Consider the following 20,868-nt stretch of genomic DNA (forward strand, 5'->3'; position numbering starts at 1 on the left):
GGGGAGGGTGGCCACGTGGTCGGTCAGGTGTTCGTCGACGAGAGCAAGGCACGGGAGTACCTGCTCGTCGCGGCCGTCGTGCTGCCCGGCTCGATGAACACGGCGCGACGGGTCGTCCGCGACCTCACGATGCCCCGCCAGCCACGCATCCACATGAAGAGGGAGAGCGACGCGCGTCGCCGGAAGATCCTCGAGGCGTTCGTGGGACTGGCCCCGGAGGTGACGGTCTACCGGGCAGGAGGCGCGTACAGGACGGAGCTCGAACGGCGCGAGAGGTGCCTGCGCGCCCTCGTCGAGGACATCGCCCGCGACCGGCGCACGCACCTGTGCCTCGAGCGGGACGAGAGCCTGGTCCAGCGCGACCGCAGGCACCTGATCGAGGCCACCCGAGCCGCGGGGTGCTCGGAGAGTCTGGCGTACCGGCACGAGAGCGCGACCGCCGAACCGCTGCTCGCGCTGCCCGACGCGATCGCCTGGGCGTGGGCGAGGGGCACCTCTTGGCGCCAGCGGTGCGAGCCCGTGGTGAGCCGGGTCGTCGATCTCTAGCACCGAGCCCGGACAGCGCGAGACCCGAGCGCCACGACCATCCGGACGGGTCTCGGGTCCACTTCCCGACGCTCAGCGCGACGGGCTCGTCCCAGGATAGTGGCGGGCGCCCCGGCGGGCAACGGTCTCGTCAGCGGTCGGTCATCCGGATCCAGCCGCGCTGCGCGGCCCGGACGCCGGCCTCGAACCGGCTGGTGGCGCCGAGCCGCCCCATGAGGCCGGCGGCGTGACGGCGCACGGTGCGGGGCGAGACGCCGAGCCGGACGGCGACGGCGGTGTCGGTCTTGCCCTCGGCGAGCAGCCGCAGCAGCGTGTCCTCGCTCGGGGCGAGGGCGTCGCCGTCGGGCCGTGCGCGGTCCCACTCGGACTCGGCGAGGGCGCGCAGCGCGGCGACGGCGTCGCGGTCGGTCACGGCGCGCGTGCGCCCGGGGCGCGCCACGAGCACGACGGTGTCGTCGAGGGCGACGAGCGACACCGGGAGGGAGGTCGCGACCCGTCGCTCGACCGCGGGGGCGCCGCCGCTCACGTCACCGGGCCGACCCGTTGCACGACCGGGGCCGCCGTCCTGCGCGGGCGCGCCGGCCGTGCCCTCCTCGCGACCCGCACCGAGCATCACGACGCGGAGGCGTGCGGCGTGGCGGGCGCGCTCGCGGACCCGGAGCCACAGGGGCTCCGGGCAGGCCTCGCTGCCGTCGTCGAGGACGAGCACGTCGTGCGCGCGGCGCAGCGCGAGGGCCCGCGCGGAACGGCGGGCCCCGAGGACCGGGTCCCGCTCCGTCGAGGTCACGCCGTGTGACTGTAGTCGACCCCGGCAACGGTCCCGGGCCGTCCCGCGGTGCGGACCGATGTGACGGGTTGCGGTCGAGAGAAGGCATTTGTCCTCTTCCGGCCACGTGAATTTGTTTACACCGCGAGCAACCGCTGCGAGGCTTCCCCCGGACCGCCGGGGTGGGGCGTGTGCTTCCTGGCGTCCGCGTGCGTCGGGACGGTCCCGGCGCCGGCGAGCAGGGGGCGACGTGGGCGTGCTGCCGGACGACCGGACTCTCGTGGACCTCGTCCGCGACCATGTGCGCGAGCGCCCGGACCACCCCGCGGTCGTCGTCGTGCCGGAGGTGGGGGAGCGTCGGACGCTCACCTACGCCGAGCTCGACGCGCAGGCGGCGGCGCTCGCGGGGCGGCTCGCGTCCCTGCACCAGCCGGGCGACCGGGCCCTGGTCCTCTACTCCGCCACCGCGTCGTTCGTCGTCGGGCTCCTCGCGTGCTTCTCCGCCGGGCTGGTCCCCGTCCCGTCGCCCCTCCCGGGCGGGCAGGCGTACCAGCGCGAGCGCGTGCGGGGCATGCTCGCGGACTGCGACGCCGCGGTGGTGCTCGTCGACCCGACCGCGGCGACCGAGACGACGGAGTGGGCCGAGCCGCTGCAGCGCGCCGACGGCGGCCCGGTCGTCGTCACCGTGGTCGACGGCGCGACGGACGGCGCGGCGCGGCGGGACCGCCCCGGTCCGCAGGACGTCGCGTTCCTCCAGTACACCTCCGGGTCCACGAGCAGCCCCAAGGGCGTCGTGGTCACGCACGCGAACGTGCTGCACCACCACGACGCCTTCACCACGACGCTCGGCCTCGTCCCGGACGACGTCTTCTGCAGCTGGCTCCCGGGGTACCACGACTTCGGCCTCGTCGGGATGCTGCTCGTGCCGCTCGGCCTCGGGGCGACGGCGGTCGTCGTGCCCTCGACGTCGTTCCTCAAGCGCCCTGTCCGCTGGCTCTCCGCCATCACCGAGACGGGGGCGACCGTCACGGCGTCGCCGAACTTCGGCTACGACCAGTGCGCGCGGCGCGTGCGCGACGACCAGCTCGCCGAGCTCGACCTGTCCCGCCTGCGCTGGGCGCTCGGCGGCGCCGAGCCGGTCGACCCGGCCGTCCTCGACGCGTTCACGCGCCGGTTCGAGCCCGTGGGCTTCCGCGGGTCCGCGCACGGCCCGGGCTACGGCCTCGCGGAGGCGACGCTGACGGCCACGTACCCCGACAGGCGGCTCCCGCTCGTCGTCACGGCGGACGAGACGGCGCTCGCCGACGGCCGCCTGGTCGTGACGGAGGAGGCGACGTACCTGTCCGCCCTCCCCGACGCTGCGGCGGTCGAGGGGCCGGGCGCGCGCCTCGTGTGCTGCGGCGTGCCGAGCGGGGTAGAGCTGCGGGTCGTGGACGGCGAGGGCGCCACCGTGCCGGACGGCGCGGTCGGCGAGGTCTGGCTGCGCGGCGGCAGCGTCGCGGCCGGGTACTGGGGCGACGCGGCGGCGTCCGCGACGGCGGAGACCTTCGGCGCCGTCGCCGCGGACGGCACGGGCCCGTGGCTGCGGACCGGCGACCTGGGGGCCCTGCACGGCGGCCAGCTCGTCGTCACGGGCCGCATCAAGGAGCTCCTCATCGTCGCGGGGCGCAACCTCTACCCGTACGACCTGGAGCGCGAGCTGCGCCGCCTGCACCCCGGGGCCGAGGGCCGCCCGGGCGCGGTGTTCGAGGCGGACGGCCGACCGGGAACGCTGTGCGCGGTCCAGGAGTTCCGCCCCACGCCGGGCGCCCGGGCGGGCGGGGCGGCGAGCGCCGAGGAGGAGCTGGACGCCGTCGTCCGGCAGATGGCGGCCCACCTCGCGACGGTCTCGGGCGCCGCGGTGCACGACGTCGTCCTCGTGCGTCCCGGCCAGGTGCCGCGGACCACGAGCGGCAAGATCCAGCGCGGCCGGGCGCGTGACCTGCACGGCCGGGGCGACCTGGCCGCGCTCCACTCCCTGCGCGCGGCCCGGGACCGCGCGCACCCCGAGCTCGCAGGGACCCGACCATGACCGCACCCCGCCCCGACGCCTTCGACGACCTCGTGCTGCGCCACGTCGCCACCGCGCTCGGCGTCGCCCCCGCCGACGTGGACGCGGGGGCCGACCTCGCCGGGCTCGGCCTCGGCTCGGTCCAGGTGCTGGCGCTGCTCGGCGACCTGGAGGACGTCCTCGGCGTCGACCTCGACCCGGAGGCCGTCGTCGACAACCCGACGCCCCGCGCGCTCGCGGCGCACCTGCGCAGCGTCGTCGACGTCCCCGGGACGGCGGCATGACGACCCTCGTCGACGTCGGCGCCCACGTGCCCGCGACGCGCGTGCCGATCCGCGACCTCGCCGACGAGCTCGGCCTCGACCACCTCGAGCTCGGCGTGTTCGAGCGGTTCTTCGGGCTGCGCGAGGTGTGCACGGCGCCGGGGCAGACCCTCACCGACCTGCTCGTCGCCGCGGCGCGCGCGGTGCCCGGGCTCGCGGGCAACGAGCACCGCGTCCGGTACGTGCTGGGGGCGCGGACCATCGCGACGGTCGCCCCGGTCGGGGTGAACCCCCTGCACGACGCCGCGACGCGCCTGGGTCTGGACCACGCGGTCGTGTGGACGCTCACCCAGCACGCGTGCGCGTCGGCGCTGCTCGCGGTCGACCTCGCGGGGCGTCTCCTCGCGTCGGACGGCGACCCGGACGCGCTCGCGCTCGTGCTCACGGGCGAGAAGGCGTTCAGCCCGGGCTCCCGGCTCATCGAGGGCACGACGATCATGGGCGAGGGCACGGCGGCGTGCCTCGTCGCGGCGTCGGGCGCGGCAGGCTCGTCCGCCGACGGGCCCGCGTCGGGCAGCCCCGTCCTCGCCTACGCGACCCGCACGCTGGGCGAGTACCACCAGGTGCCGCTCCCCGAGGACCTCGCGGGCCCGTTCGGCGTCGCGTACACCGAGGTGCTCGCCGAGGTCGTGCTGGAGGCCGTCGGGCGCGCGGGCCTCACGCTGGACGACCTCGCGCTGGTCCTGCCGCACAACGTCAACCGCGTGTCCTGGCGGCGGCTGTGCACGCGGCTCGGCCTCCCGCTCGCGCGCGTCCGGCTGGACGACGTCCCGGTGACCGGGCACTGCTTCGGGGCGGACTCGTTCATCGGCTACGCGGCCGCGCGCGCCGAGGGCCGGCTGCGGCCCGGCGACCCGTTCCTCATGGTCGCCGTCGGGCTGGGCGCCACGTTCTCCGCCATGGTCCTGCGCCACGAGGCCTCGGAGGGCTCCGGGCTCTCCGAGGACTCCGACGGCGCCGCGGCCCACGACACGAAGGAGCAGGCATGACGGTCGACCAGGTGACGGGGACCGCCCCGCAGACCACCACGGCGGCCGGCCGCGAGCCGTTCCTCGCGCGGACGAAGCGCGCGCTCGCGGGCGCGCCCGACGCGCCGCTCGTCCTGCTGGGGAACGTCGAGGTCGAGGACGCGTGGGCGGCCGGGGAGGTCGGCCTGCCCGCCGTCGGTGGCGCGTCGGCGACGGCGGCGCTCGTCCACCGCATGGACGAGCTCGCGCTGCTCCTCGCGGGCCCGCGCGACCACGTCGTGCTCAAGGCCGAGCCGGACCCCGACCACCTCGCGCACCTGGACGCGCTCGGCGTCGGGCTCCCCACGGTGCACGTCGCCGGGTCGAGCGACCCGCTGCGCACGGTGACGCTCGACGCGCTCGACTCGCCCGCGCTGCTCGCGCGCCTGGGGGAGCTCGCGGCGGACGGCGTGCGGCTCCTCGCGCACGGGACGTCGTCGGCCGAGGAGGACCTCGCGACGGCGACGGGCCTGCGCTCGGTGCTCCCCGACGCGGCGACGACCAAGACCGTCAACAGCAAGGTCTACAGCCGCGGGCTGTGCGACGAGCTGGGCGTGGAGCAGGCGCGTGGCTGGGCGTGCCGCACCGTCGAGGACTTCGAGCGTGCGTGCGCCGAGGCCGCGCGGCTCGTCGCGGACGGCGCGACCGTCGGCGTCAAGGACGCGTACGGCGTCTCCGGGAAGGGGATCCTCGTCGTCGACGACCCGCGCCGGCTCGACCAGCTCGTGCGCATGGTCGCGCGCCGGGCCGCGCGCTCGGGCGACGACCGCCTCGCCGTCGTGGTGGAGGTGTGGGCCGACAAGGCGACGGACCTCAACTACCACTTCACCGTCGCGCGGGACGGCTCGGTCGCGTTCGACTTCGTCAAGGAGGCGATCACGGAGGGCGGCGTCCACAAGGGCCACCGCATCCCGTCGCGCCTGCCGGCGGAGCAGGTCGACGCGCTGGCCGAGCTGTCGGGCCGCCTCGGCGCGCGGCTCGCGGCCGACGGCTTCCACGGCCTCGTCGGGGTCGACGCGCTCGTGCGCACCGACGGCCGGCTCCTGCCCGTGCTCGAGATCAACGCGCGCAGCAACATGTCGACGTACACCGTCCCGCTCCAGGAGCGGTTCCAGCCCGACGGGTGGGTCGCGCTCGCGCGCCAGTACCCGCTGGTGCTCGACGCGCCGCTCCCGTTCGCGGCGCTCCACGACCTGCTCGGCGACCTGCTGCCCGGCGCCCCCGGCGAGGCGGGCCTCGTGGTCCAGGGGACCGGCACGGTCAACGCGGGGGCGTCGGGCGCGTCCGGGCCGACGCCGGGCACGACGTTCGCGGGCCGGCTCCACGGCCTCCTCGTCGCGCCCGACGAGGACACCCTGACCCGCCTCGACCGCGCCGTGACGGAGCGGCTGGCCTCGCGGCCCACCGCCCGCCCCACCCAAGGAGACGCCCGATGACCACGACCCCGACCCGGCCGACGACGCCCGGGAGCGCGGACCTCGCCGCGGTCGCGGAGCGGTACGGGACCCCCGTGTACGTGTACGACGGCGACGTGCTCGCCGCGAACTACCGGGCGCTGCGCGAGCGGCTGCACCCCGCGCTGGGGATCTTCTACTCGCTCAAGGCGAACCCGAACGTCAGCGTCTGCGGGCTGCTGCACGCGCTCGGCGCGAACGCCGAGGTGTCGTCGCTCGCCGAGCTGCGCACCGCGCTCGCCGCGGGCGTCGCACCGCAGGACGTCCTGTTCCTCGGTCCCGGCAAGAGCCGGGACGAGCTCGTCTCGTGCCTCAACACGGGCGTGCGCGCGATCATCGTCGAGTCGCTCCCCGAGCTCGCGCTCGTGGACGAGCTCGCGCAGGCGGTGGGACGGCCCGCGCGCGTCGTGCTGCGCGTCAACCCGTCGTTCTCGGTCAAGGGCTCCGGGCTCACCATGGGCGGCAAGCCGCGCCAGTTCGGCATCGACGAGCAGCAGCTCCTCGACGCGCCCGACCTGTGCGACGGCCTCGCCGCGGCCCGCGTCGTGGGCGTCCAGGTGTACATGGGGACGCGGATCCTCGACGAGGGCACGATCGTCGAGAACACGACGCGGATCTTCGAGCTCGCCGAACGGCTCGCGGAGCGCCTGCGGTTCCCGCTCGAGCTCGTCGACGTCGGCGGCGGCCTGGGCGTCGCGTACTTCGAGCGCGAGCGCGACCTCGACGTCGAGGTCCTCACCGCGGCGCTCAACCCCGTCGTCGAGGCGTTCGTGCAGCGCCACCCCCGGACCGACCTCGTCATGGAGCTCGGCCGCTACCTCGTGGCGCTCTGCGGCACGTACGTCGCGCGCGTGCGGTACGTCAAGGAGTCGATGGGCGAGCGGTTCGCCGTGGCCGACGGCGGCACGAACCACCACATGGCGGCCGTCGGTATCGGGTCGTTCGTCAAGCGCAACTTCCCGATGCGTCGCGTGGGGACCGCCTCGACCGCCGAGGACGTCGCGTGGAACGTGACGGGCCCGCTCTGCACCCCCAACGACACGATCGGCAAGGCCGTGCCGCTCCCGGCCGACCTCGCGCCGGGCGACCTCGTCGCGGTGGACCGCTCCGGCGCGTACGGCGCGACGGCGTCGCCGGTGCACTTCCTCAGCCACGGGTACCCGGCCGAGGTGCTCACGCTGGGCGACGAGACGTTCCTCGTCCGGCACGCGGACACGCCCGACGACCTCCTCGCGCGCCAGGTGTTCCACGACCTCGGTGCGCGGGTCGAGCCCGTCGCCGTCGGCGCCGTCCCCTGACCCACCGCCCGTCCGCCGTCGTCCAGCCACCGCCCGCCCCGCGGGCGCCGACCCACCACCCGGAGGAACCATCGTGAGTACCAGCACCGAGCCGCAGGAGGCCCTCGGCCGCGAGCGCGTCGTCGGGGCCGTCGTCGAGGCCCTGTCGAGCGTCCTCGGGCGACCGCTGCCTGACGTGACCGCGGCGACGCGCCTGTTCGACGACCTCGACCTCGACTCCACGAGCGTCCTCGGCCTGCTCATGGCCCTCGAGGACTCGCTCGACATGGAGGTCGACCCGGAGTCGCTCGAGCAGCACCACCTCGAGACGGTCGGCTCGCTGACCGACTTCGTCGTCGAGCACTCGACCCGGAACTGACGTGCCGCTCGGGGGCAGCGGTGCGGGGCCCGGAGCCTCGCCGGTGTCGGATCCGCGCGAGGACGCGCTGCGGGTGCGGGCCGTCGTGGACGTGCCGGTCGACGACCTCGCGCCCGTCGGGGACGGGACGCGGCGGTCGGTCGCGGAGGACCTGCGGTACGTCTACGGCGAGGACCAGCCGACGGACTGGCTCGAGGACGGGCCGGGCCGCGACTACCCGACGATGATCCGCGCGGCGCGCGCGGCGCTCGACGGGCGCGGCCTGCTCGACGACGTGCGCCTCGTCGTGCTCGTCGTGACGACGCCCGACCTCCAGCACGAACGGCTCCTCGGCGGGTTCGTCGCGGACCTGTTCGACGGCGGCCCGTCCACCTTCTGCGTCACGGAGCAGGGGCTCGCGGGCCCGTTCACCGCGCTGCGGCTCGCGGGCGAGCTGCTCGCCGACGGCGGGCCCGTTGTCGGGTCGCGCGGCGGACCGGGAGGCGGGCCGGTCGGCGGGCCGGGCGATGCCGGGCGCGCAGGGACGGCCGTCGTGCTCGTCCTCGAGCAGTGCACGCTCCCGCCCACCGCGACGCGCGTCCCGGCGCGGGACCGCGTGGTGGCGCTCGTCGTCGCGCGCGACGGCGCGGGGCGGCCCGTCGAGGACCTGTCGGTCGCGCGCGCCCCGCGGGGTCCGCGCCCCGCGGGCCCCGGCGCGTCGGCGAGTTCGTCCGACGCGCCCCGCGAGGCGGGCCCGGACGTCCGGCGCGTCGTCCTCGGTGTCGACGTGGACCCGGCCGACGTGCCCCTGCTCGACGGCGACGTCGTGCGGCACGCCGACCCCGGGGCCGCGGCGACGGGCGTCTGGGAGGTGCTCGCGGACGACGACGCCCCGGACGCGCCCGTCGTGCTGCACGAGCGGTGCGTCGAGCTCGGCTACCGCTGCTCGCTCGCCCTCGGTCCGCGGTCGGCAGCGACGGACCCGGAGGCCGGCGGCCGCGCCCGCGAGGCGGTGCTCGCATGAGCGCGGGGGTCGTCTCGCGGGACGCGGGCACGGTGAGCGCCGGCGTCGCGGCGCCGGGCGCTGCGGGGGGTGCTGCGACCTCGGGGGCCGGGGCCGCCCGGGTCACCGGGATCGCCGGGGTGCGCGACGTCGCGCGCGAGCAGGGCGCGGTCGCCGCGCTCGTCGCGCTCGCCGCGGTGCTGCCGGTCGCGGCGCTGCCGGGGGAGTGCGTCCTGCTGCCCGACGACGTCGCCCCGCCGCCCGGGTCGGTGCTGCTGGGCGAGGTGGTGACGGACGCGGGCCCGCTGCTCGCCTGGCGCGCGGCGGCGTCCGGACCGGTGGACGACCGGGGTGGCCGTGCGGCGGACGCCGCGTGGCGCGTCGGGGTCGCGTGGGCGCGGACGGGCCTGTGCGAACGGCTGGCCGACCGTGCGGTCGACCGGCTGCGCGGCCGGAGCATCGGCGGCACGGCGACGGTGAACCTGCCGCCGGTCCGCCTCGTCCTCGCGGACGCGGCGCTCGCGCACCTGGAGGCGCAGGCGCTGCTGGCGCGCGTGACCGCGGAGCCCGGGGAGCAGGCCGACGACGGGCCGGTGCCCGCCACGACGCTCGTGCGCGTCACCGCGGTGCTCGACCGCACGTCGCGCGCCGTCCACAACCTGTTCGGCGCCTCGGGGTTCGTCGACGGCGACGCGGCCCGGCTGGCCCGGACGATCGACCTGCTCGGCCACGCGAGCGGGACGCTGCCGACCGGGACGACCGGCGGCGGGGAAGGGCAGGACGCATGACCACCGTCGACCTCCTGGCGCTCCGGGACCACCTGCGCCCCGTGGCCGTCGCGCTCCGCGAGCGCGCGCTCGCGGTCGACGCCGACCCGGGCGCGCTGCACGCGCTCCTCGACGCCGGCGTCCTGCCGTACCGGCAGCTCGGCGGCTTCCCGCCCGGCTATCTCGACGACCCGCTGCGCGTGCGGGGCGTGCCCGTGCTCGTGCGGACGTGCGTCGAGCGCGCCGTCGTCGCGGAGACGCTCGCGTGGGGCGACGCGTCCGTCGTCGTCGGGGCGCCGCGCACGTGGACGTTCTTCGGGCTCACCGAGCCCGACCGCGGCTCGGACGCCGCCGCGCTCGAGACCGAGGTGGCCGCGGGAGGCGTCCTGCGCGGCCACAAGAAGTACGTCGGCAACGTCGCCCGGGCGAGCCTCGGCGTCGTGTTCGCGCGGCACCGCCCCGGCCCGCTCGGGGTCGGGGTCTACCTCGTCGACACCGCGCGCCCGGGCTTCGACGCCGCGCCGCTCGTGACGACGGGCATGCGGGCCGTGCAGCTCGGCGAGGTCCGGTTCCGCGACGTGCCGCTCCGCCCGGAGGACAGCCTGGGCCGGCACCTCTCGCCGTCGCGCCGCGGGCTCCTCGGCGCGGTCCGCACGTTCAACCGGCTCCGCCCCGTCGTCGCGGCGCTGGCCGTGGGCGTCACGCAGGCGGCCCTCGACTACGTGCGGGCCGAGCGGTCGTCGTTCCGGGCCGACGAGCGCCGGCTGCTCGAGACCTTCGACGACCGTCTCCACGCGGCCCGGGCCCTCGTGCTCGAGGCGGCGCGCGGCGCCGACGCCGACCCGGCGGACGGGACGCTGCCCGCGGCGGCGAAGGCCACGGCGCTGGACCTCGCGGAGGAGGTCACGCGCACGGTGCCCGCGCTGCTCGGCCCCGGCGCGCGGTGGGAGCACCCGTACCTCGACAAGCTCGTCCGCGACGTGCCCGGCCTCGAGATGATGGAGGGCACGCGGACCGTCCAGCGGCTCACGCTCGCCCAGGGCTGGCTGCAGGGCAGGGCACGGCATGTCGAGCTCGTCTAGGGAGGCGGGAACGGCACCGGCCCTGCCCGTCCCCGGGCTCGAACCTGACGCCGCGCTTCCGGGCGGGTCGGGGCTGCCGGGCGCGTCGGCGCCGTCGGTCGCGGAGCTGCGCCGGCGCGTCCTGCGGCTCGCGGGCCCGATCTGCGCCGCGCTCGTCGTCGGGGCGCTCGCGCAGCTCGTCGTCGCGGCGCTCCTCGGCCACATGGGCGACGACGCCCTGTACGTGCGCTCGCTGTTCATCCCCGTGACGTTCCTCGTCCTCGCCGTCCAGGAGGGTCTCGACGTCTCGACGCAGGTCGGGTTCGCGCGCCTGCGTGGCGCGCGCGGCCGGGACGACGTGCCGTCGTCCGCGACGGCGGCGCTCCTGGGGCGGTTCGTCGCCGCGGGCGGTGCGGTGCTCGGCGCCGTGGCTCTTCTCGTCGTCCTCGCCGCCCCGGCGCTCGCGACCGTGCTCTCCGTGCCGGGCCCGCTCGTCGCGGAGTTCGTGGCGTTCGCGCGCTGGACGGTGCTCGCGAGCGTCCTGTCCGTGCCGACGGCGGTGGCGGCCGCCGCGCTGCGCGGCTGGGGCCGCACGGGCGCGTCGGCGACCGTGGCGCTGCTCGTCGCGGGGCTCCAGGTGCTCGTCGTGTGGCTCGTCGGGCTGGTCGGCGGGTTCGGCGTCCTCGCCGTCCCGGTCGCGATCGCCGGGTCGACCCTCGTCGGCGCGGGCGTCGCGTGGGCCCTCCTCGTGCGCGCACGCCTCCTCCCGCCCCCGGGACGACGGATGCGCGGCGCCGCGCGACCGGGCGCGGCGGACCACCGGGGCGTCGACGTGCGCGCGCTCCTCCTCGGCGTCGGCCTGCCGGTCGGTCTGTCCTACCTCCTGCTCACCGTGACGAACCTCGTCATGGTGTGGGTGCTCGGGCCCTCGGGGACCGACGTCGTCGCCGGGTTCGGCGGCGCCGCGACGGTCCAGACGCTCGTCGTCGTGCCGGCCATCGGCCTCGCGGCCGCGGTGAGCATCGTCATGAACCAGCAGTGGGGCGCAGGTGCGCTCGGCCTCCTCCCGCGCACGTTCCGCGCCGGGACGGTCGTGGTCGCGGGGACGTACGTCGTCGTGGGCGCCCTCGTGCTCGCGGCGGCGCCCCTGCTCGCGGGGCAGCTCTCCGCCGACCCGGAGGTCGCCGCGCAGGCGGCGCTGTACCTGCGGGTCGTCGGGCCGTCGTACGCGGGCGTGGGCCTCGTGCTGTACCTCGTGACGCTGCTCGAACAGCTCGGGTACGGGCGCGTCGCCGTGACGCTCAACGTGCTCTACCACGCGGTGTCGCTCGGGGTCGGCGGGGCGCTCGCGCGGGCGGGCGGCGGGCCGACCGCGCTGTACGCGACGATCGCGGTGGCGAACGTCGTCGGGCTGACCGTCCTGCTCCCCGTCGCGGTGCGTCTCGTGCGACGACGCGCGGGCGGCGGCAGAGCGCGGCAGGTCGCGCCGTGACGGCCGGGCCCGCGGTCGCGCGCGCCGGGGAGCCCGGGCCGGGGCGGGTGACCGCCGCGCGGGGCGAGGTCCGCGACCCGGTGCTGAGCGTCGTCGTCATGCACCACCCGGCGCGGGGCGACGTGTCCGCCCTCGTGCGCGCGTGCGCCCCGCTGGACGTCCGCGTCGTGGAGGACCCCGACCCGGACGGTCCGCCCAGCCCGCTGCGCACCGCGAAGCGCGCCTGGGCCGCCGTCGCGCCCGGCGCGACGCACCACCTCGTGCTCCAGGACGACGTCGCGCCCGTCGCGGGCTTCGCCGAGCTCGTCCGGCGCGCGGTGCGGGCCCGCCCGCGGCACGCCGTCGCGCTGTACTCGAACTGGAACAGCCCGCGCAACGCCTACCTCGTGCGCGCCGCCGCGGCCGCGGGCCAGGCCTGGGCGCCGCTCGGCCACGACGAGTGGGTGCCGACGCTCGGCCTCGTGCTCCCCGCCGACGGCGCCCGACGGCTCGCCGCGCACCTCGCGACCCTGCCCGACGACGCGCGCGACGACGACGAGGCCGTCGTGACGTTCTGCGCGCGCGAGCGGTACCCGGTCGTCGCGACGCTGCCGCACCTGCTCGAGCACGGCGACGGCCCCAGCCTCGCGGGCAACGACGCGCACGGCGCCCGGCACGCCACCGTCCCGGCGGACGACGTCGTCGACCCGGACGCGTGGGACCGGCCCGGGCCGGAGCGCACGCCGGCGCGCGTCCCGGCGACCCTGCGGCCGGTCGCCGTCACGCTCGAACGGTCGCGCTGCACGCTGCGCGTGCTGCGCCCCACGGCGGGCGAGCCGCTCGAGCACCCGTTCGGGTGGGCCTGGGACGCCTGGGCGGGGTGGCTCGGCGTCCACCCGGCGGCGGTCGCGCACGACGTCGCGGCGCTCGCCGCAGGGGTCTGCCCGCGGCTGGGGGGCGTCGCGCCCGCCGCGCTCGTCGAGCTCGGCGCGGCGTGCTGGCTGCTCGGGTCCGACGTCGCGCGGACCGCCTGGCCACCGCCCGCCGGCCCCGGGACGACGGCGCACCGGGCGGCCGCGGTGCGGACGTGGGTGCTCTCGGGGCTGCTCCCCGCCGACCGCCCCGAGAGCCGCGTCGACGAGCTCGTCGCGTTCGGTCTCGACGCGCTCGCCGCGGGCGCGACCTGGGCGGCCACGGCGCGGGACGCCACGGCGGGCGGCGCGTCCCCCGCGGGGCCCGCCCGGCCCGGCCCCGGCGCGCGCGGAGACCGGCCCGACCCGGCCGCACGCGACGACCGTCGCGGCCCGACCGCTGGCGACGACCGGCTCGACCCGGCCGCTCGCGACGACAGCTCCGACCTGCCCGCTCGCGACGACCGGCTCGACCCGGCCGCGCTCGACGCGGTGCGGGTCCTGGCCGAGCGGGACGCGGTCGTCGTCTGCCGCGCGGCCGGTCCTGCGGTGCCAGTCCGGGTCGTCGTGCACGGCTGCGCGTCGTGCGGTGCGCAGGCCGCGGACGCCGTCGCCGACCACGCCGCGCACGGCGACCTCGACGGCGCGGCCGAGCACCTCGTGGCGGACGAGCAGGACGTCGTGGACGAGCACGGCGTCGTGGCCGAGCACGGCGTAGCGGCGACCGCCGTCGGGTCGGACGAGACCGTGTCCTCCGCGGGCGACGGGACGGGCCGCCCTCACCCGGCGCCTGGCGGCCCCGACCCCGTGCACGGCGACGGGCGGACCAAGGACGCCCGGGCGACGGTGGAGGTCCTCGCGTGCGAGCGGCTGGAGGTGCGGGGGTTCCTCGGCCTCGTGCCGGGCGGACGGCACGTCTCGCGCGGGCTGTGGGCGGCACGCCGCGCGTCGGCCGCGGGCGGGGAGCGGCTCGACGCCGCCGACCTCCTCGTGGCGCTCGCGGACGAGGCGCCCGGCCTGCCCGTCGTGGCCCGCGCGGTGGGCGAGCCGCTCGGCCGCCCGTGCCGCGCGCCGCTCGGCCTCCAGCACGCGACGGGCGCCGCGCAGGAGTACGCCGACCGGTACGCCGCGGCGCGGTCCGCGCGCGCGGCGGAGCTGCTGTGAGCGGCGGCCCTGCGGGCGTGTGGCGGTGGCGCGGCGACGCGCTGCTGCTCGACCTCGACGGCACGCTCGTCGACTCGTCCGCCGCGATCGAGCGCCACACGCTCGCGTGGGCCGCCCGCCTCGGGCTCGACGGCGCGGCCGTCGTCGCCGCGTCGCACGGGCGGCGCGACGTCGAGGTCGTCCGCCTCGTCGCGCCGGGTGCCGACGTCGCGCGCGAGGCCGCGTGGCTGCACCGCCTCTCGTGCGACGACACCGAGGGCGTCGTCGCCGTGCCGGGCGCGGCCGAGCTGCTCGCCGGTCTGGACGCCCGCACGTGGACGGTCGTGACGTCGGCGGCGCGCGAGGTCGCGCTCGCGCGCCTCACCGCGGCGGGGCTGCCGGTGCCTGGGCGCCTCGTGTGCTCGGAGGACGTGACGCGCGGGAAGCCCGACCCCGAGGGCTTCCGCGCCGGGGCCCGGCTGCTCGGGGTCGACCCGCGGCGGTGCCTCGTGCTCGAGGACTCGGCGGCGGGCGTCGCGGCTGGGCGTGGGGCGACGGCGGCCGTGCTCGCCGTCGGGCCCGAGCCCGTGCCGGGGGCGCACCACCGCGTGCCGGACCTGCGGCCGGTGACGGCACGACCCCTGCGCGGCGGGCTGGAGGTCCTCGTGCGGGCCGACCGTCCCCTGCGCGTCGCGAGCCTGGAGGTCGTGGCATGAGCGGAGTCCTCGACGTCGAGGCCTGGTACGTCGACACGACGGTCCCCGTGCTCGGCAGCGACACCCTGCTGGGCGCGGCGGAACGGGCGCGGTCCCGGCGGTTCGCGGTCGCCGCCGACGCCTCCCGGTACGTGCACGCCCACGTCGCCGCCCGCGCGATCCTCGCGCGGCGCGCGGGCCTGGCACCCGCGGACGTCCGGTGGGAGGTGGGGCCGCACGGGAAGCCGGGGCCCGTCGTCGGGCAGCGGTGGAACCTCAGCCGGAGCGGGGGGCACGCGCTCGTCGCGCTCGCCGCCGACGACGTGGGCGTCGACGTGCAGGTGCGCGACCCCCGCGTGGACGTCGCCCGCGTCGCGGCGCGCTACCTCGGCCCCGCGGCCCGGACCGCGGGAGCCACCGACGACTGGCGTCGCCTCGCGCGCCTGGAGGCGTGCGCCAAGGCGGTCGGCGGGCGCCTGCTCGACGTGCTCGGCCTCGACGTCGCGGCCCCGGGGCTCGTGCGGGCCGACGACGGCGCGTGGCGCGGGCAGGAGTGGTGGGTGTCCGACGTGCCGGCCCCGGACGGAGCCGTCGCCGCGTGCGCGACGCCGGGCGCGCGCCCGCACGTGTGCCGCGTCCGGGCGTGGCCGGGGGAGCAGCGCGACCGCCCGGTCCGCGTGCCACGACCGGTCGCCGCAGGGGAGGGGGCCCGATGAGGGTCGTGCACCGGGTCGAGGTCCGCGGGAGCGCGGGCGAGGGGCCCGCCACATGGGGGCAGACCGCCATCCGGCGGGCCCTCGCGGCGCTCGCGCCGCAGGACCACCAGTTCAACCTCGTGTGGGGCGGTCCGCTCGACCGACCGCTGCCCACCGCCGCGGCGGTCGAGGTGGTGCGGGCGCTCGTCGAGCGCCACGACTCCCTGCGGACGCGGATCCACGTGCGGGGCGACGGCTTCGCCCAGGAGCTCTGCGGCGTCGGGACGGTCGAGGTGGTCGAGGAGCGCGTCGACGACCTCGCCGCCGTCGCCGTGCGCGGCGCGCGCATGCGTCACGAGCTCTGGGGCCGCAGGTTCGACTACGCGACGGACCTGCCCGTGCGCGCCGGTCTCGTGACCGTCGACGGCGCGGTGCACCACACCGTGCTCGTCGTCGCGCACACGGCCCTCGACGGCTGGGGCCTGCCCGTGCTCGACGCCGACCTCACGGCCCTCGCCGCGGGGAGCGCCCCGCCGGAGCGGGCCGCGTGGACGCCGCTCGACGAGGCGGCCTGGCAGACGTCGCACGACGGCCGCCGGCACGACGCCGCCGCCCGAGCACGCACCCTGCGCACGATGCGGGCGGCGCCCGTCGTCGTCTTCCCGCGAGGGAGCGCCGACGGCGAGGGCCCGGACAGCGGGAGCGCCGTCCGCGAGGGCAGAGGAGACGAAGGCACGGAGGACGGAGGCGCGGGAGGCGCGGAGGCCGCCGCGCGGCCGCGCTACCGGCAGACCGTCCTGCGCTCGCTCCGCCTCGGGCCCGCCGCGGAGCGCGTGGCCGCCCGGTGGCGCACGAGCACGTCCGGGGTGCTGCTCGCGGCGTCGTGCCGGGCGCTGGCCACCGCCGCGGGCCGGGACGACCTCGCGCTCCAGGTCATGGTGAGCAACCGGTTCCGGCCGACGCTCGCGGACGCCGTCGTGACGACGGCGATGGAGGGGCTGCTCCACGTCGACGGCCTCGACGCCCCGTTCGAGGAGGTCGGGCCGCGCGTCTGGCGGGCCGCGATGACGGCGTACCGCTCGGCGTACTGCGACAAGGACCTGCTCCGACGCGAGGCCGCCGCCGACCCGACGACCGCGCACGACGGGACCTGCTGGTACAACGACCGGCGCGGCACCGGGCCCGACCGGACGCTGCGCGCACGACCCACGCGGTCGCGGCGGCTGGCGCGCGCCGACGCGTCCGACGAGCAGGGCGGCGTCACGCTCACGCTGCACCTCGTGGACGCGCCGGACGGCGGCGTCGACGTCGTGCTAACGGCGGACGCGGCGCGCCTCGACGACGCGACCGCGGCGTCCGTGGTGCGAGACGTCGAGCGCACGGTCCTGGCGGCGTCCCGGGCCCCGACCCCGTCGTCGCCTCGACGCGCCCCTCGGCCTGCCGCCCCGCGCGCCCCCTGACCAGGGCAGCGAGGGCTGCGCCCCGCGCGTCGGGCGGTGTGACGTCCGCAACGGGGTGCGGATGAGACGGCGCCAGCGCGTGCGAGAAGTCCCGGACCCTGGGAGTGTTCACGTCCGCAAGGGAAACCGACATATCGGAGGAGTACTCATGGGTTGGATCGCGTACATCGTCCTCGGCCTCGTGGCCGGTCTCATCGCCCGTGCCGTCCTGCCGGGCAAGCAGACCGGTTCGGTGATCATCACGATCCTGCTGGGCATCCTGGGCGCGCTGCTCGGTGGGTGGCTCGGCTCGGTGTTCTTCGGGACCTCGCTGGGCGACCTGGGCGACTTCCGCACCTGGCTCCTCGCCATCCTGGGTTCGCTCATCACCCTCGGCGTGTACGGTGCGGTCACCCGGAACAACCGGGGCTGACCGTGCGCACGGCGCACCGTCGGTGACGTCGGGGACGGGAGCGTCGTGGGGAGCACTGGCACCGGGGGAGTCCGCGTCGAGGACGGCGGCCGTCGCTGGGTGATGTGGGGCCAGATCGACTTCGCGGTCACCCACGCCGTCAAGGCACGGCTCGCCGCCACGATCGACGGCCGCCCCAAGACGGTCGACCTCTCGGCCGTGACGTTCATGGACTCGTCGGGGCTGCACCTGCTCCTCATGAAGGTGACCGAGGAGTCGCGACCGCGGCTCCTCGGCGTCCCGCCCCAGGTGCTCGAGATCCTGGAGTTCAGCCACGCCCTCGATCTCGTCGAGATCGTCGGCCCCGACGAGGTGCCCCCGCCCGACGAACCGGCCGGTGCGCTGGCCGGCTGACCGACGCCCGCGGCGCGCGACGTGCTATCCCAGCGCGTCGCGCGCCGCGCGTGCGACCGCTGTCGCGAGCCGGTCGAGCGAGGCGGAGTGCAGCCGCCACTGCTGCCAGTGCTGCGGCACCTCCGTCGCCCGCTCGTCGTCGAAGCCGACGAGGCGCCCGGCCCGCTCGGCCCGGGCGCTCTGCAGGTCGGGCAGCATCGCCCACCCCATGCCGAGCTCGACGGCCCGGCGGAACTCGTGCGACGCCGGGACGTAGTGGCGCGGCGGGTCGAGCGCGGTGCCCGCCTCCTCCGCCCGCAGCCGCAGGTAGCGCTCCTGGAGGTCGTCCTTGCGGTCGAACGCGAGGACGGGCGCCCGGGAGAGCGCGGCGGCCGTCGGGCCGTCGGGGAACCAGCGCTCGACGAACGCCGGGCTCGCGCACGGCCGGTAGCGCATCCGGCCCAGGAGGGTCGACCGGCAGCCCGGCACCGCGTCCGCCACCGACGTGACCGCGGCGACCGCCGTCCCGTCGCGCAGGAGACCGACCGAGTGCTCCTCGTCCTCGCGGAGCACCTCCAGCCGTGCCCACCGCGCCGCCTCGGCGAGCGCGGGCAGCGCCCAGGTCGTCAGGGCGTCCCCGGAGACGACGAGCGTGATCTCGGGCAGCGCGGCCGGGTCGCCCGCGTCCTGCCCGTCCCGCCCGATGCCCAGCTCGGCGAGCACGTCCGCCTGCTGGAGCGCGAGGTGGCGTGCGTGCCGCACGAGCACCCGCCCGGGCGGGGTCAGCTCGGCGGGCTTGCCCCGCCGCACCAGCACCTGCCCGACGGCGGACTCCAGCGCACGCATGCGCTGGCTCACCGCCGACGGCGTGACGCCGAGCCGGCGCGCCGCGGCGTCGAACGTGCCGGTCGCGGCGATCGCCTCGAGCGCGCGGAGCTGGTCGGGCTGCAGGTCAACCATGAACGCATCTTATGGTTCTGCAGAATCTGTCGCTGTACTTCATGGAGCCGCGTCCCTACCGTCGAGGGGTGCTGTCCTTCCTCGCGCCCCTCGCTGCCGGCCTCGCCGCCGGGCTGTCCCTCATCGTCGCGATCGGCGCGCAGAACGCGTTCGTGCTGCGCCAGGGGCTGCGGCGCGAGCACGTGCTGCCCGTCGTCCTCGTCTGCGCGGTCTCGGACCTCGTGCTCATCGCGGCCGGGACGGCCGGCCTCGGTGCGCTCGTGACGGGTGCGCCCGTGCTCCTCACCGTCGTGCGCTGGGGTGGCGCCGCGTTCCTCCTGACGCTCGCGGCGCTCGCCGCCCGGCGGGCGCTGCGCCCCGGAGGGCTCGACCCGGCGTCGGGCGCGGGGGCGACGTCGGCGCGGTCGGCCGTGGGCACGTCGCTGGCCCTCACCTGGCTCAACCCGCACGTGTACCTCGACACGGTCCTGCTGCTGGGGTCGCTCGCCGCGGGCTACGCCGCCGCGCACGCGGGCGGTGCGGGGGCCGGGGGCGCCGACACCGCCCGGTGGTTGTTCGGCACCGGGGCGATGGTGGCGAGCGTCGTCTGGTTCACCGCGCTCGGCTTCGGCGCGCGGCTGCTCGCGCCGGTCTTCGCCCGGCCCGGGGCGTGGCGCGTGCTCGACGGCGTGATCGCCGTCGTCATGGCGACGATCGGGGTGTCCCTGCTGCTGGGTGGCTGAGCGGCTGGGAGCAGTTCACCGCGCGGGTCACGCGGGGGGTGCGGGGCGGTGGGGCCGCGGGGTCAGGGCGTCGGGTCGAGCTGGTAGAACGTGCGGATGCGCTGCTGGGTCGCCGGGTCGATGCGGCGTCGAGGGCTCGTCGAGCCGCCGGCGTGCACCGCGATCCACGAGCGCAGGACCGTGGGCTGGACGTCGACGACGCGCGCGAACTCGTCCACGGTGGGCCACGCGGGCTGCGGCGTGCGGACGCGCGGGCCGCTCGCGGCGAGGTGCAGGTCGTCGCCCCAGGCCATGGCCTCGGCGGTCGACGGGAACCCGCCGATGCGGCCTGGCGTCGGGAACGGCTTCTCGAGGCACCACTCCGTGCCGCGCGCGACGATGCGGTAGACGCCCTCGGGCGCGCGCGCCTCGTACACGTCCGGTCCGGTGTTCCCCCAGTTCAGCCCCATGGGCCACATCTTCAGCGGAAAGCGCTGTCAGCGGAAGGGACCTTCGTCAACTTCACCCGCTCTCGCTACTGGACGCTTGTCCAGTTCGCATCTAGCGTGAGGGACAGCCGGTGCCGCATCTCTGCCCCCTGCTGGTGCGGCACCGGCAACCACCCCTCACCCCCGCGGCAGGCGCTCGACGTCCCGCCGGTAGAGCGCGGCGTGCTCCCGCAGGTCGTCGCGGCCCGTCGTCCGGGCACGCTCCTCGGTCCAGTCCGCGAGGTCGAGCAGGCGCTCGCGCATCGTGCGGAGCACGACGGCGGCCCCCGGCGCCGCGTCCGGCCCGTAGGCCTCCAGCAGGTGCGCCAGCCGTTCCTCGGGCCGGGCGTCCGCGGGAGCGGGCATGTCCTCGCACCACCCGCACATCCGGTAGGCCAGGTAGGCGAGGTCCCACGCGCGCGGCCCGGGCGCCGCCATGTCGACGTCGCTGAACCCGACGACCCGCTCGCCGTCGTGCACCATGTTGTACGGCGCGACGTCGTTGAGGCACACGACCTCCGCGGGCTCGCGCACCGGCGAGCGCCACACGGCACCCGGGGGAGCGAAGCCGACCGAGGCGTCGTGCACCGTCCGCAGCATCCCCGCCGCCTGCTCGCGTGCCGCGGCCGTCCACACCCAGTCCGGGACCGGCCAGCCGCCCGTCTCGCCGGGGATCCAGCCGAGCACCTCGCGGCCGCGCTCGTCGAGCCCCAGCGGCGCGGGCACGAACGACACGCCCTGCGCGCGCACCCAGGCCAGCAGCGCCTGGACGGTCGGCGTCCACGGGCCCGCCGAGCGCCGCACGGTGTCCCCGCGCCGCACGACGTCGTTCACGTTGCCGCCGGTGAGCTCCTGCTCGGTCGTCGTGTCCTCCATGGCCCCGATCCTGCTCGGTACGCGGAACCGGGCACAGCGATTAACGGTCCCCGGCGAGCGCCCAGGCGCGGG

General features: G+C 77.3%; 22 protein-coding genes. 18 read left to right on the plus strand and 4 right to left on the minus strand.

All coding sequences use genetic code 11. The annotated features are described in order from the left end of the window. The first annotated feature begins 15 nt into the window (after positions 1–15). Positions 16–546, plus strand: a complete 531-nt coding sequence (locus RSE42_RS00455; protein WP_085386928.1) for a hypothetical protein — start codon at positions 16–18, stop codon at positions 544–546. A 130-nt stretch (positions 547–676) separates the two neighbouring features. On the opposite strand, the gene RSE42_RS00460 is transcribed toward RSE42_RS00455, so the two are convergent. Then, complete coding sequence (locus tag RSE42_RS00460; protein ID WP_391513369.1) at positions 677–1,333, minus strand: helix-turn-helix transcriptional regulator; 657 nt, start codon at positions 1,331–1,333, stop codon at positions 677–679. Positions 1,334–1,562: 229 nt separating this feature from the next. Between RSE42_RS00460 and RSE42_RS00465 the strand changes: the two genes are divergently transcribed. The 16 genes from RSE42_RS00465 (at position 1,563) to RSE42_RS00540 (ending at position 17,792) form a co-directional block, all read left to right on the plus strand. Continuing rightward, the gene (locus RSE42_RS00465) at positions 1,563–3,383 is read left to right on the plus strand and encodes a fatty acyl-AMP ligase (protein WP_415297605.1); all 1,821 of its coding nucleotides are present in this window, start codon (positions 1,563–1,565) and stop codon (positions 3,381–3,383) included. Continuing rightward, positions 3,380–3,646 carry an acyl carrier protein gene (locus RSE42_RS00470; RefSeq protein WP_415297606.1) on the plus strand — a complete coding sequence of 89 codons (267 nt, stop codon included), beginning with the start codon at positions 3,380–3,382 and terminating at the stop codon, positions 3,644–3,646. Before RSE42_RS00465 ends, RSE42_RS00470 begins: the two co-directional genes overlap by 4 nt. After that, positions 3,643–4,674 carry a 3-oxoacyl-[acyl-carrier-protein] synthase III C-terminal domain-containing protein gene (locus tag RSE42_RS00475; RefSeq protein WP_415297607.1) on the plus strand — a complete coding sequence of 344 codons (1,032 nt, stop codon included), beginning with the start codon at positions 3,643–3,645 and terminating at the stop codon, positions 4,672–4,674. Before RSE42_RS00470 ends, RSE42_RS00475 begins: the two co-directional genes overlap by 4 nt. Continuing rightward, a complete protein-coding gene (locus RSE42_RS00480) occupies positions 4,671–6,128 on the plus strand; it encodes an ATP-grasp domain-containing protein (protein ID WP_171467177.1) in 1,458 nt (485 codons plus the stop codon). The genes RSE42_RS00475 and RSE42_RS00480 overlap by 4 nt, the downstream gene beginning before the upstream one ends. Continuing rightward, positions 6,125–7,444, plus strand: a complete 1,320-nt coding sequence (locus tag RSE42_RS00485) for a type III PLP-dependent enzyme (RefSeq protein WP_171467178.1) — start codon at positions 6,125–6,127, stop codon at positions 7,442–7,444. The genes RSE42_RS00480 and RSE42_RS00485 overlap by 4 nt, the downstream gene beginning before the upstream one ends. Positions 7,445–7,517: 73 nt before the next feature. Then, positions 7,518–7,802, plus strand: coding sequence for an acyl carrier protein (locus RSE42_RS00490; RefSeq protein ID WP_061268877.1), 285 nt, complete (start codon positions 7,518–7,520; stop codon positions 7,800–7,802). 43 nt (positions 7,803–7,845) lie between these two features. Further along, positions 7,846–8,805 (plus strand): hypothetical protein, encoded by a 960-nt coding sequence (locus RSE42_RS00495; RefSeq protein ID WP_415297608.1) that lies wholly within the window; start codon positions 7,846–7,848, stop codon positions 8,803–8,805. Further along, entirely contained in the window at positions 8,802–9,572 is a 771-nt protein-coding gene (locus RSE42_RS00500; RefSeq protein WP_415297609.1) for an acyl-CoA dehydrogenase family protein, read from the plus strand. The genes RSE42_RS00495 and RSE42_RS00500 overlap by 4 nt, the downstream gene beginning before the upstream one ends. Further along, the gene (locus RSE42_RS00505; protein ID WP_415297610.1) at positions 9,569–10,633 is read left to right on the plus strand and encodes an acyl-CoA dehydrogenase family protein; all 1,065 of its coding nucleotides are present in this window, start codon (positions 9,569–9,571) and stop codon (positions 10,631–10,633) included. The genes RSE42_RS00500 and RSE42_RS00505 overlap by 4 nt, the downstream gene beginning before the upstream one ends. Continuing rightward, positions 10,617–12,104: an MATE family efflux transporter gene (locus RSE42_RS00510; RefSeq protein ID WP_415297611.1), complete on the plus strand. Its 1,488-nt coding sequence runs from the start codon at positions 10,617–10,619 to the stop codon at positions 12,102–12,104. Before RSE42_RS00505 ends, RSE42_RS00510 begins: the two co-directional genes overlap by 17 nt. Further along, positions 12,101–14,158 (plus strand): hypothetical protein, encoded by a 2,058-nt coding sequence (locus RSE42_RS00515; RefSeq protein WP_415297612.1) that lies wholly within the window; start codon positions 12,101–12,103, stop codon positions 14,156–14,158. Before RSE42_RS00510 ends, RSE42_RS00515 begins: the two co-directional genes overlap by 4 nt. Next, a complete protein-coding gene (locus RSE42_RS00520) occupies positions 14,155–14,853 on the plus strand; it encodes an HAD-IA family hydrolase (RefSeq protein ID WP_157446545.1) in 699 nt (232 codons plus the stop codon). The genes RSE42_RS00515 and RSE42_RS00520 overlap by 4 nt, the downstream gene beginning before the upstream one ends. Then, positions 14,850–15,548: a 4'-phosphopantetheinyl transferase family protein gene (locus tag RSE42_RS00525; protein ID WP_415297613.1), complete on the plus strand. Its 699-nt coding sequence runs from the start codon at positions 14,850–14,852 to the stop codon at positions 15,546–15,548. Before RSE42_RS00520 ends, RSE42_RS00525 begins: the two co-directional genes overlap by 4 nt. After that, on the plus strand, positions 15,545–16,987 hold the full coding sequence (locus RSE42_RS00530) for a hypothetical protein (protein ID WP_415297614.1): 1,443 nt from the start codon (positions 15,545–15,547) through the stop codon (positions 16,985–16,987). The genes RSE42_RS00525 and RSE42_RS00530 overlap by 4 nt, the downstream gene beginning before the upstream one ends. 148 nt (positions 16,988–17,135) lie before the next feature. Further along, the gene (locus tag RSE42_RS00535) at positions 17,136–17,399 is read left to right on the plus strand and encodes a GlsB/YeaQ/YmgE family stress response membrane protein (RefSeq protein ID WP_009863124.1); all 264 of its coding nucleotides are present in this window, start codon (positions 17,136–17,138) and stop codon (positions 17,397–17,399) included. Positions 17,400–17,444: 45 nt separating this feature from the next. Then, entirely contained in the window at positions 17,445–17,792 is a 348-nt protein-coding gene (locus RSE42_RS00540) for an STAS domain-containing protein (protein WP_128082767.1), read from the plus strand. 24 nt (positions 17,793–17,816) lie between these two features. On the opposite strand, the gene RSE42_RS00545 is transcribed toward RSE42_RS00540, so the two are convergent. Next, positions 17,817–18,731 (minus strand): LysR family transcriptional regulator ArgP, encoded by a 915-nt coding sequence (locus RSE42_RS00545; RefSeq protein WP_114553851.1) that lies wholly within the window; start codon positions 18,729–18,731, stop codon positions 17,817–17,819. 41 nt (positions 18,732–18,772) lie between these two features. On the opposite strand from RSE42_RS00545, the gene RSE42_RS00550 reads away from it, so the two are divergent. Further along, a complete protein-coding gene (locus RSE42_RS00550; RefSeq protein ID WP_415298805.1) occupies positions 18,773–19,453 on the plus strand; it encodes a LysE/ArgO family amino acid transporter in 681 nt (226 codons plus the stop codon). Between the two features lie 62 nt (positions 19,454–19,515). Here RSE42_RS00550 and RSE42_RS00555 read toward each other — a convergent pair whose 3' ends face one another. Together RSE42_RS00555 and RSE42_RS00560 are read right to left on the minus strand one after the other, a co-directional pair. Beyond that, on the minus strand, positions 19,516–19,902 hold the full coding sequence (locus RSE42_RS00555; protein WP_144723503.1) for a hypothetical protein: 387 nt from the start codon (positions 19,900–19,902) through the stop codon (positions 19,516–19,518). A 156-nt stretch (positions 19,903–20,058) separates the two neighbouring features. Beyond that, on the minus strand, positions 20,059–20,796 hold the full coding sequence (locus tag RSE42_RS00560; RefSeq protein ID WP_415297615.1) for an aminoglycoside phosphotransferase family protein: 738 nt from the start codon (positions 20,794–20,796) through the stop codon (positions 20,059–20,061). Positions 20,797–20,868: the final 72 nt, after the last annotated feature.

Source organism: Cellulosimicrobium sp. SJTW-1 (assembly GCF_047716875.1).
GTDB classification, from domain to species: Bacteria; Actinomycetota; Actinomycetes; order Actinomycetales; family Cellulomonadaceae; genus Cellulosimicrobium; species Cellulosimicrobium funkei.

Coding starts and splice junctions, on each gene's coding strand:
- RSE42_RS00470 (WP_415297606.1), top strand. CDS start 3,380: ATGACCGCACCCCGCCCCGACGCCTTCGACGACCTCGTGCTGCGCCAC.
- RSE42_RS00475 (WP_415297607.1), top strand. CDS start 3,643: ATGACGACCCTCGTCGACGTCGGCGCCCACGTGCCCGCGACGCGCGTG.
- RSE42_RS00480 (WP_171467177.1), top strand. CDS start 4,671: ATGACGGTCGACCAGGTGACGGGGACCGCCCCGCAGACCACCACGGCG.
- RSE42_RS00485 (WP_171467178.1), top strand. CDS start 6,125: ATGACCACGACCCCGACCCGGCCGACGACGCCCGGGAGCGCGGACCTC.
- RSE42_RS00500 (WP_415297609.1), top strand. CDS start 8,802: ATGAGCGCGGGGGTCGTCTCGCGGGACGCGGGCACGGTGAGCGCCGGC.
- RSE42_RS00505 (WP_415297610.1), top strand. CDS start 9,569: ATGACCACCGTCGACCTCCTGGCGCTCCGGGACCACCTGCGCCCCGTG.
- RSE42_RS00510 (WP_415297611.1), top strand. CDS start 10,617: ATGTCGAGCTCGTCTAGGGAGGCGGGAACGGCACCGGCCCTGCCCGTC.
- RSE42_RS00525 (WP_415297613.1), top strand. CDS start 14,850: ATGAGCGGAGTCCTCGACGTCGAGGCCTGGTACGTCGACACGACGGTC.
- RSE42_RS00530 (WP_415297614.1), top strand. CDS start 15,545: ATGAGGGTCGTGCACCGGGTCGAGGTCCGCGGGAGCGCGGGCGAGGGG.
- RSE42_RS00535 (WP_009863124.1), top strand. CDS start 17,136: ATGGGTTGGATCGCGTACATCGTCCTCGGCCTCGTGGCCGGTCTCATC.
- RSE42_RS00545 (WP_114553851.1), bottom strand. CDS start 18,731: ATGGTTGACCTGCAGCCCGACCAGCTCCGCGCGCTCGAGGCGATCGCC.
- RSE42_RS00550 (WP_415298805.1), top strand. CDS start 18,773: ATGGAGCCGCGTCCCTACCGTCGAGGGGTGCTGTCCTTCCTCGCGCCC.
- RSE42_RS00555 (WP_144723503.1), bottom strand. CDS start 19,902: ATGGGGCTGAACTGGGGGAACACCGGACCGGACGTGTACGAGGCGCGC.
- RSE42_RS00560 (WP_415297615.1), bottom strand. CDS start 20,796: ATGGAGGACACGACGACCGAGCAGGAGCTCACCGGCGGCAACGTGAAC.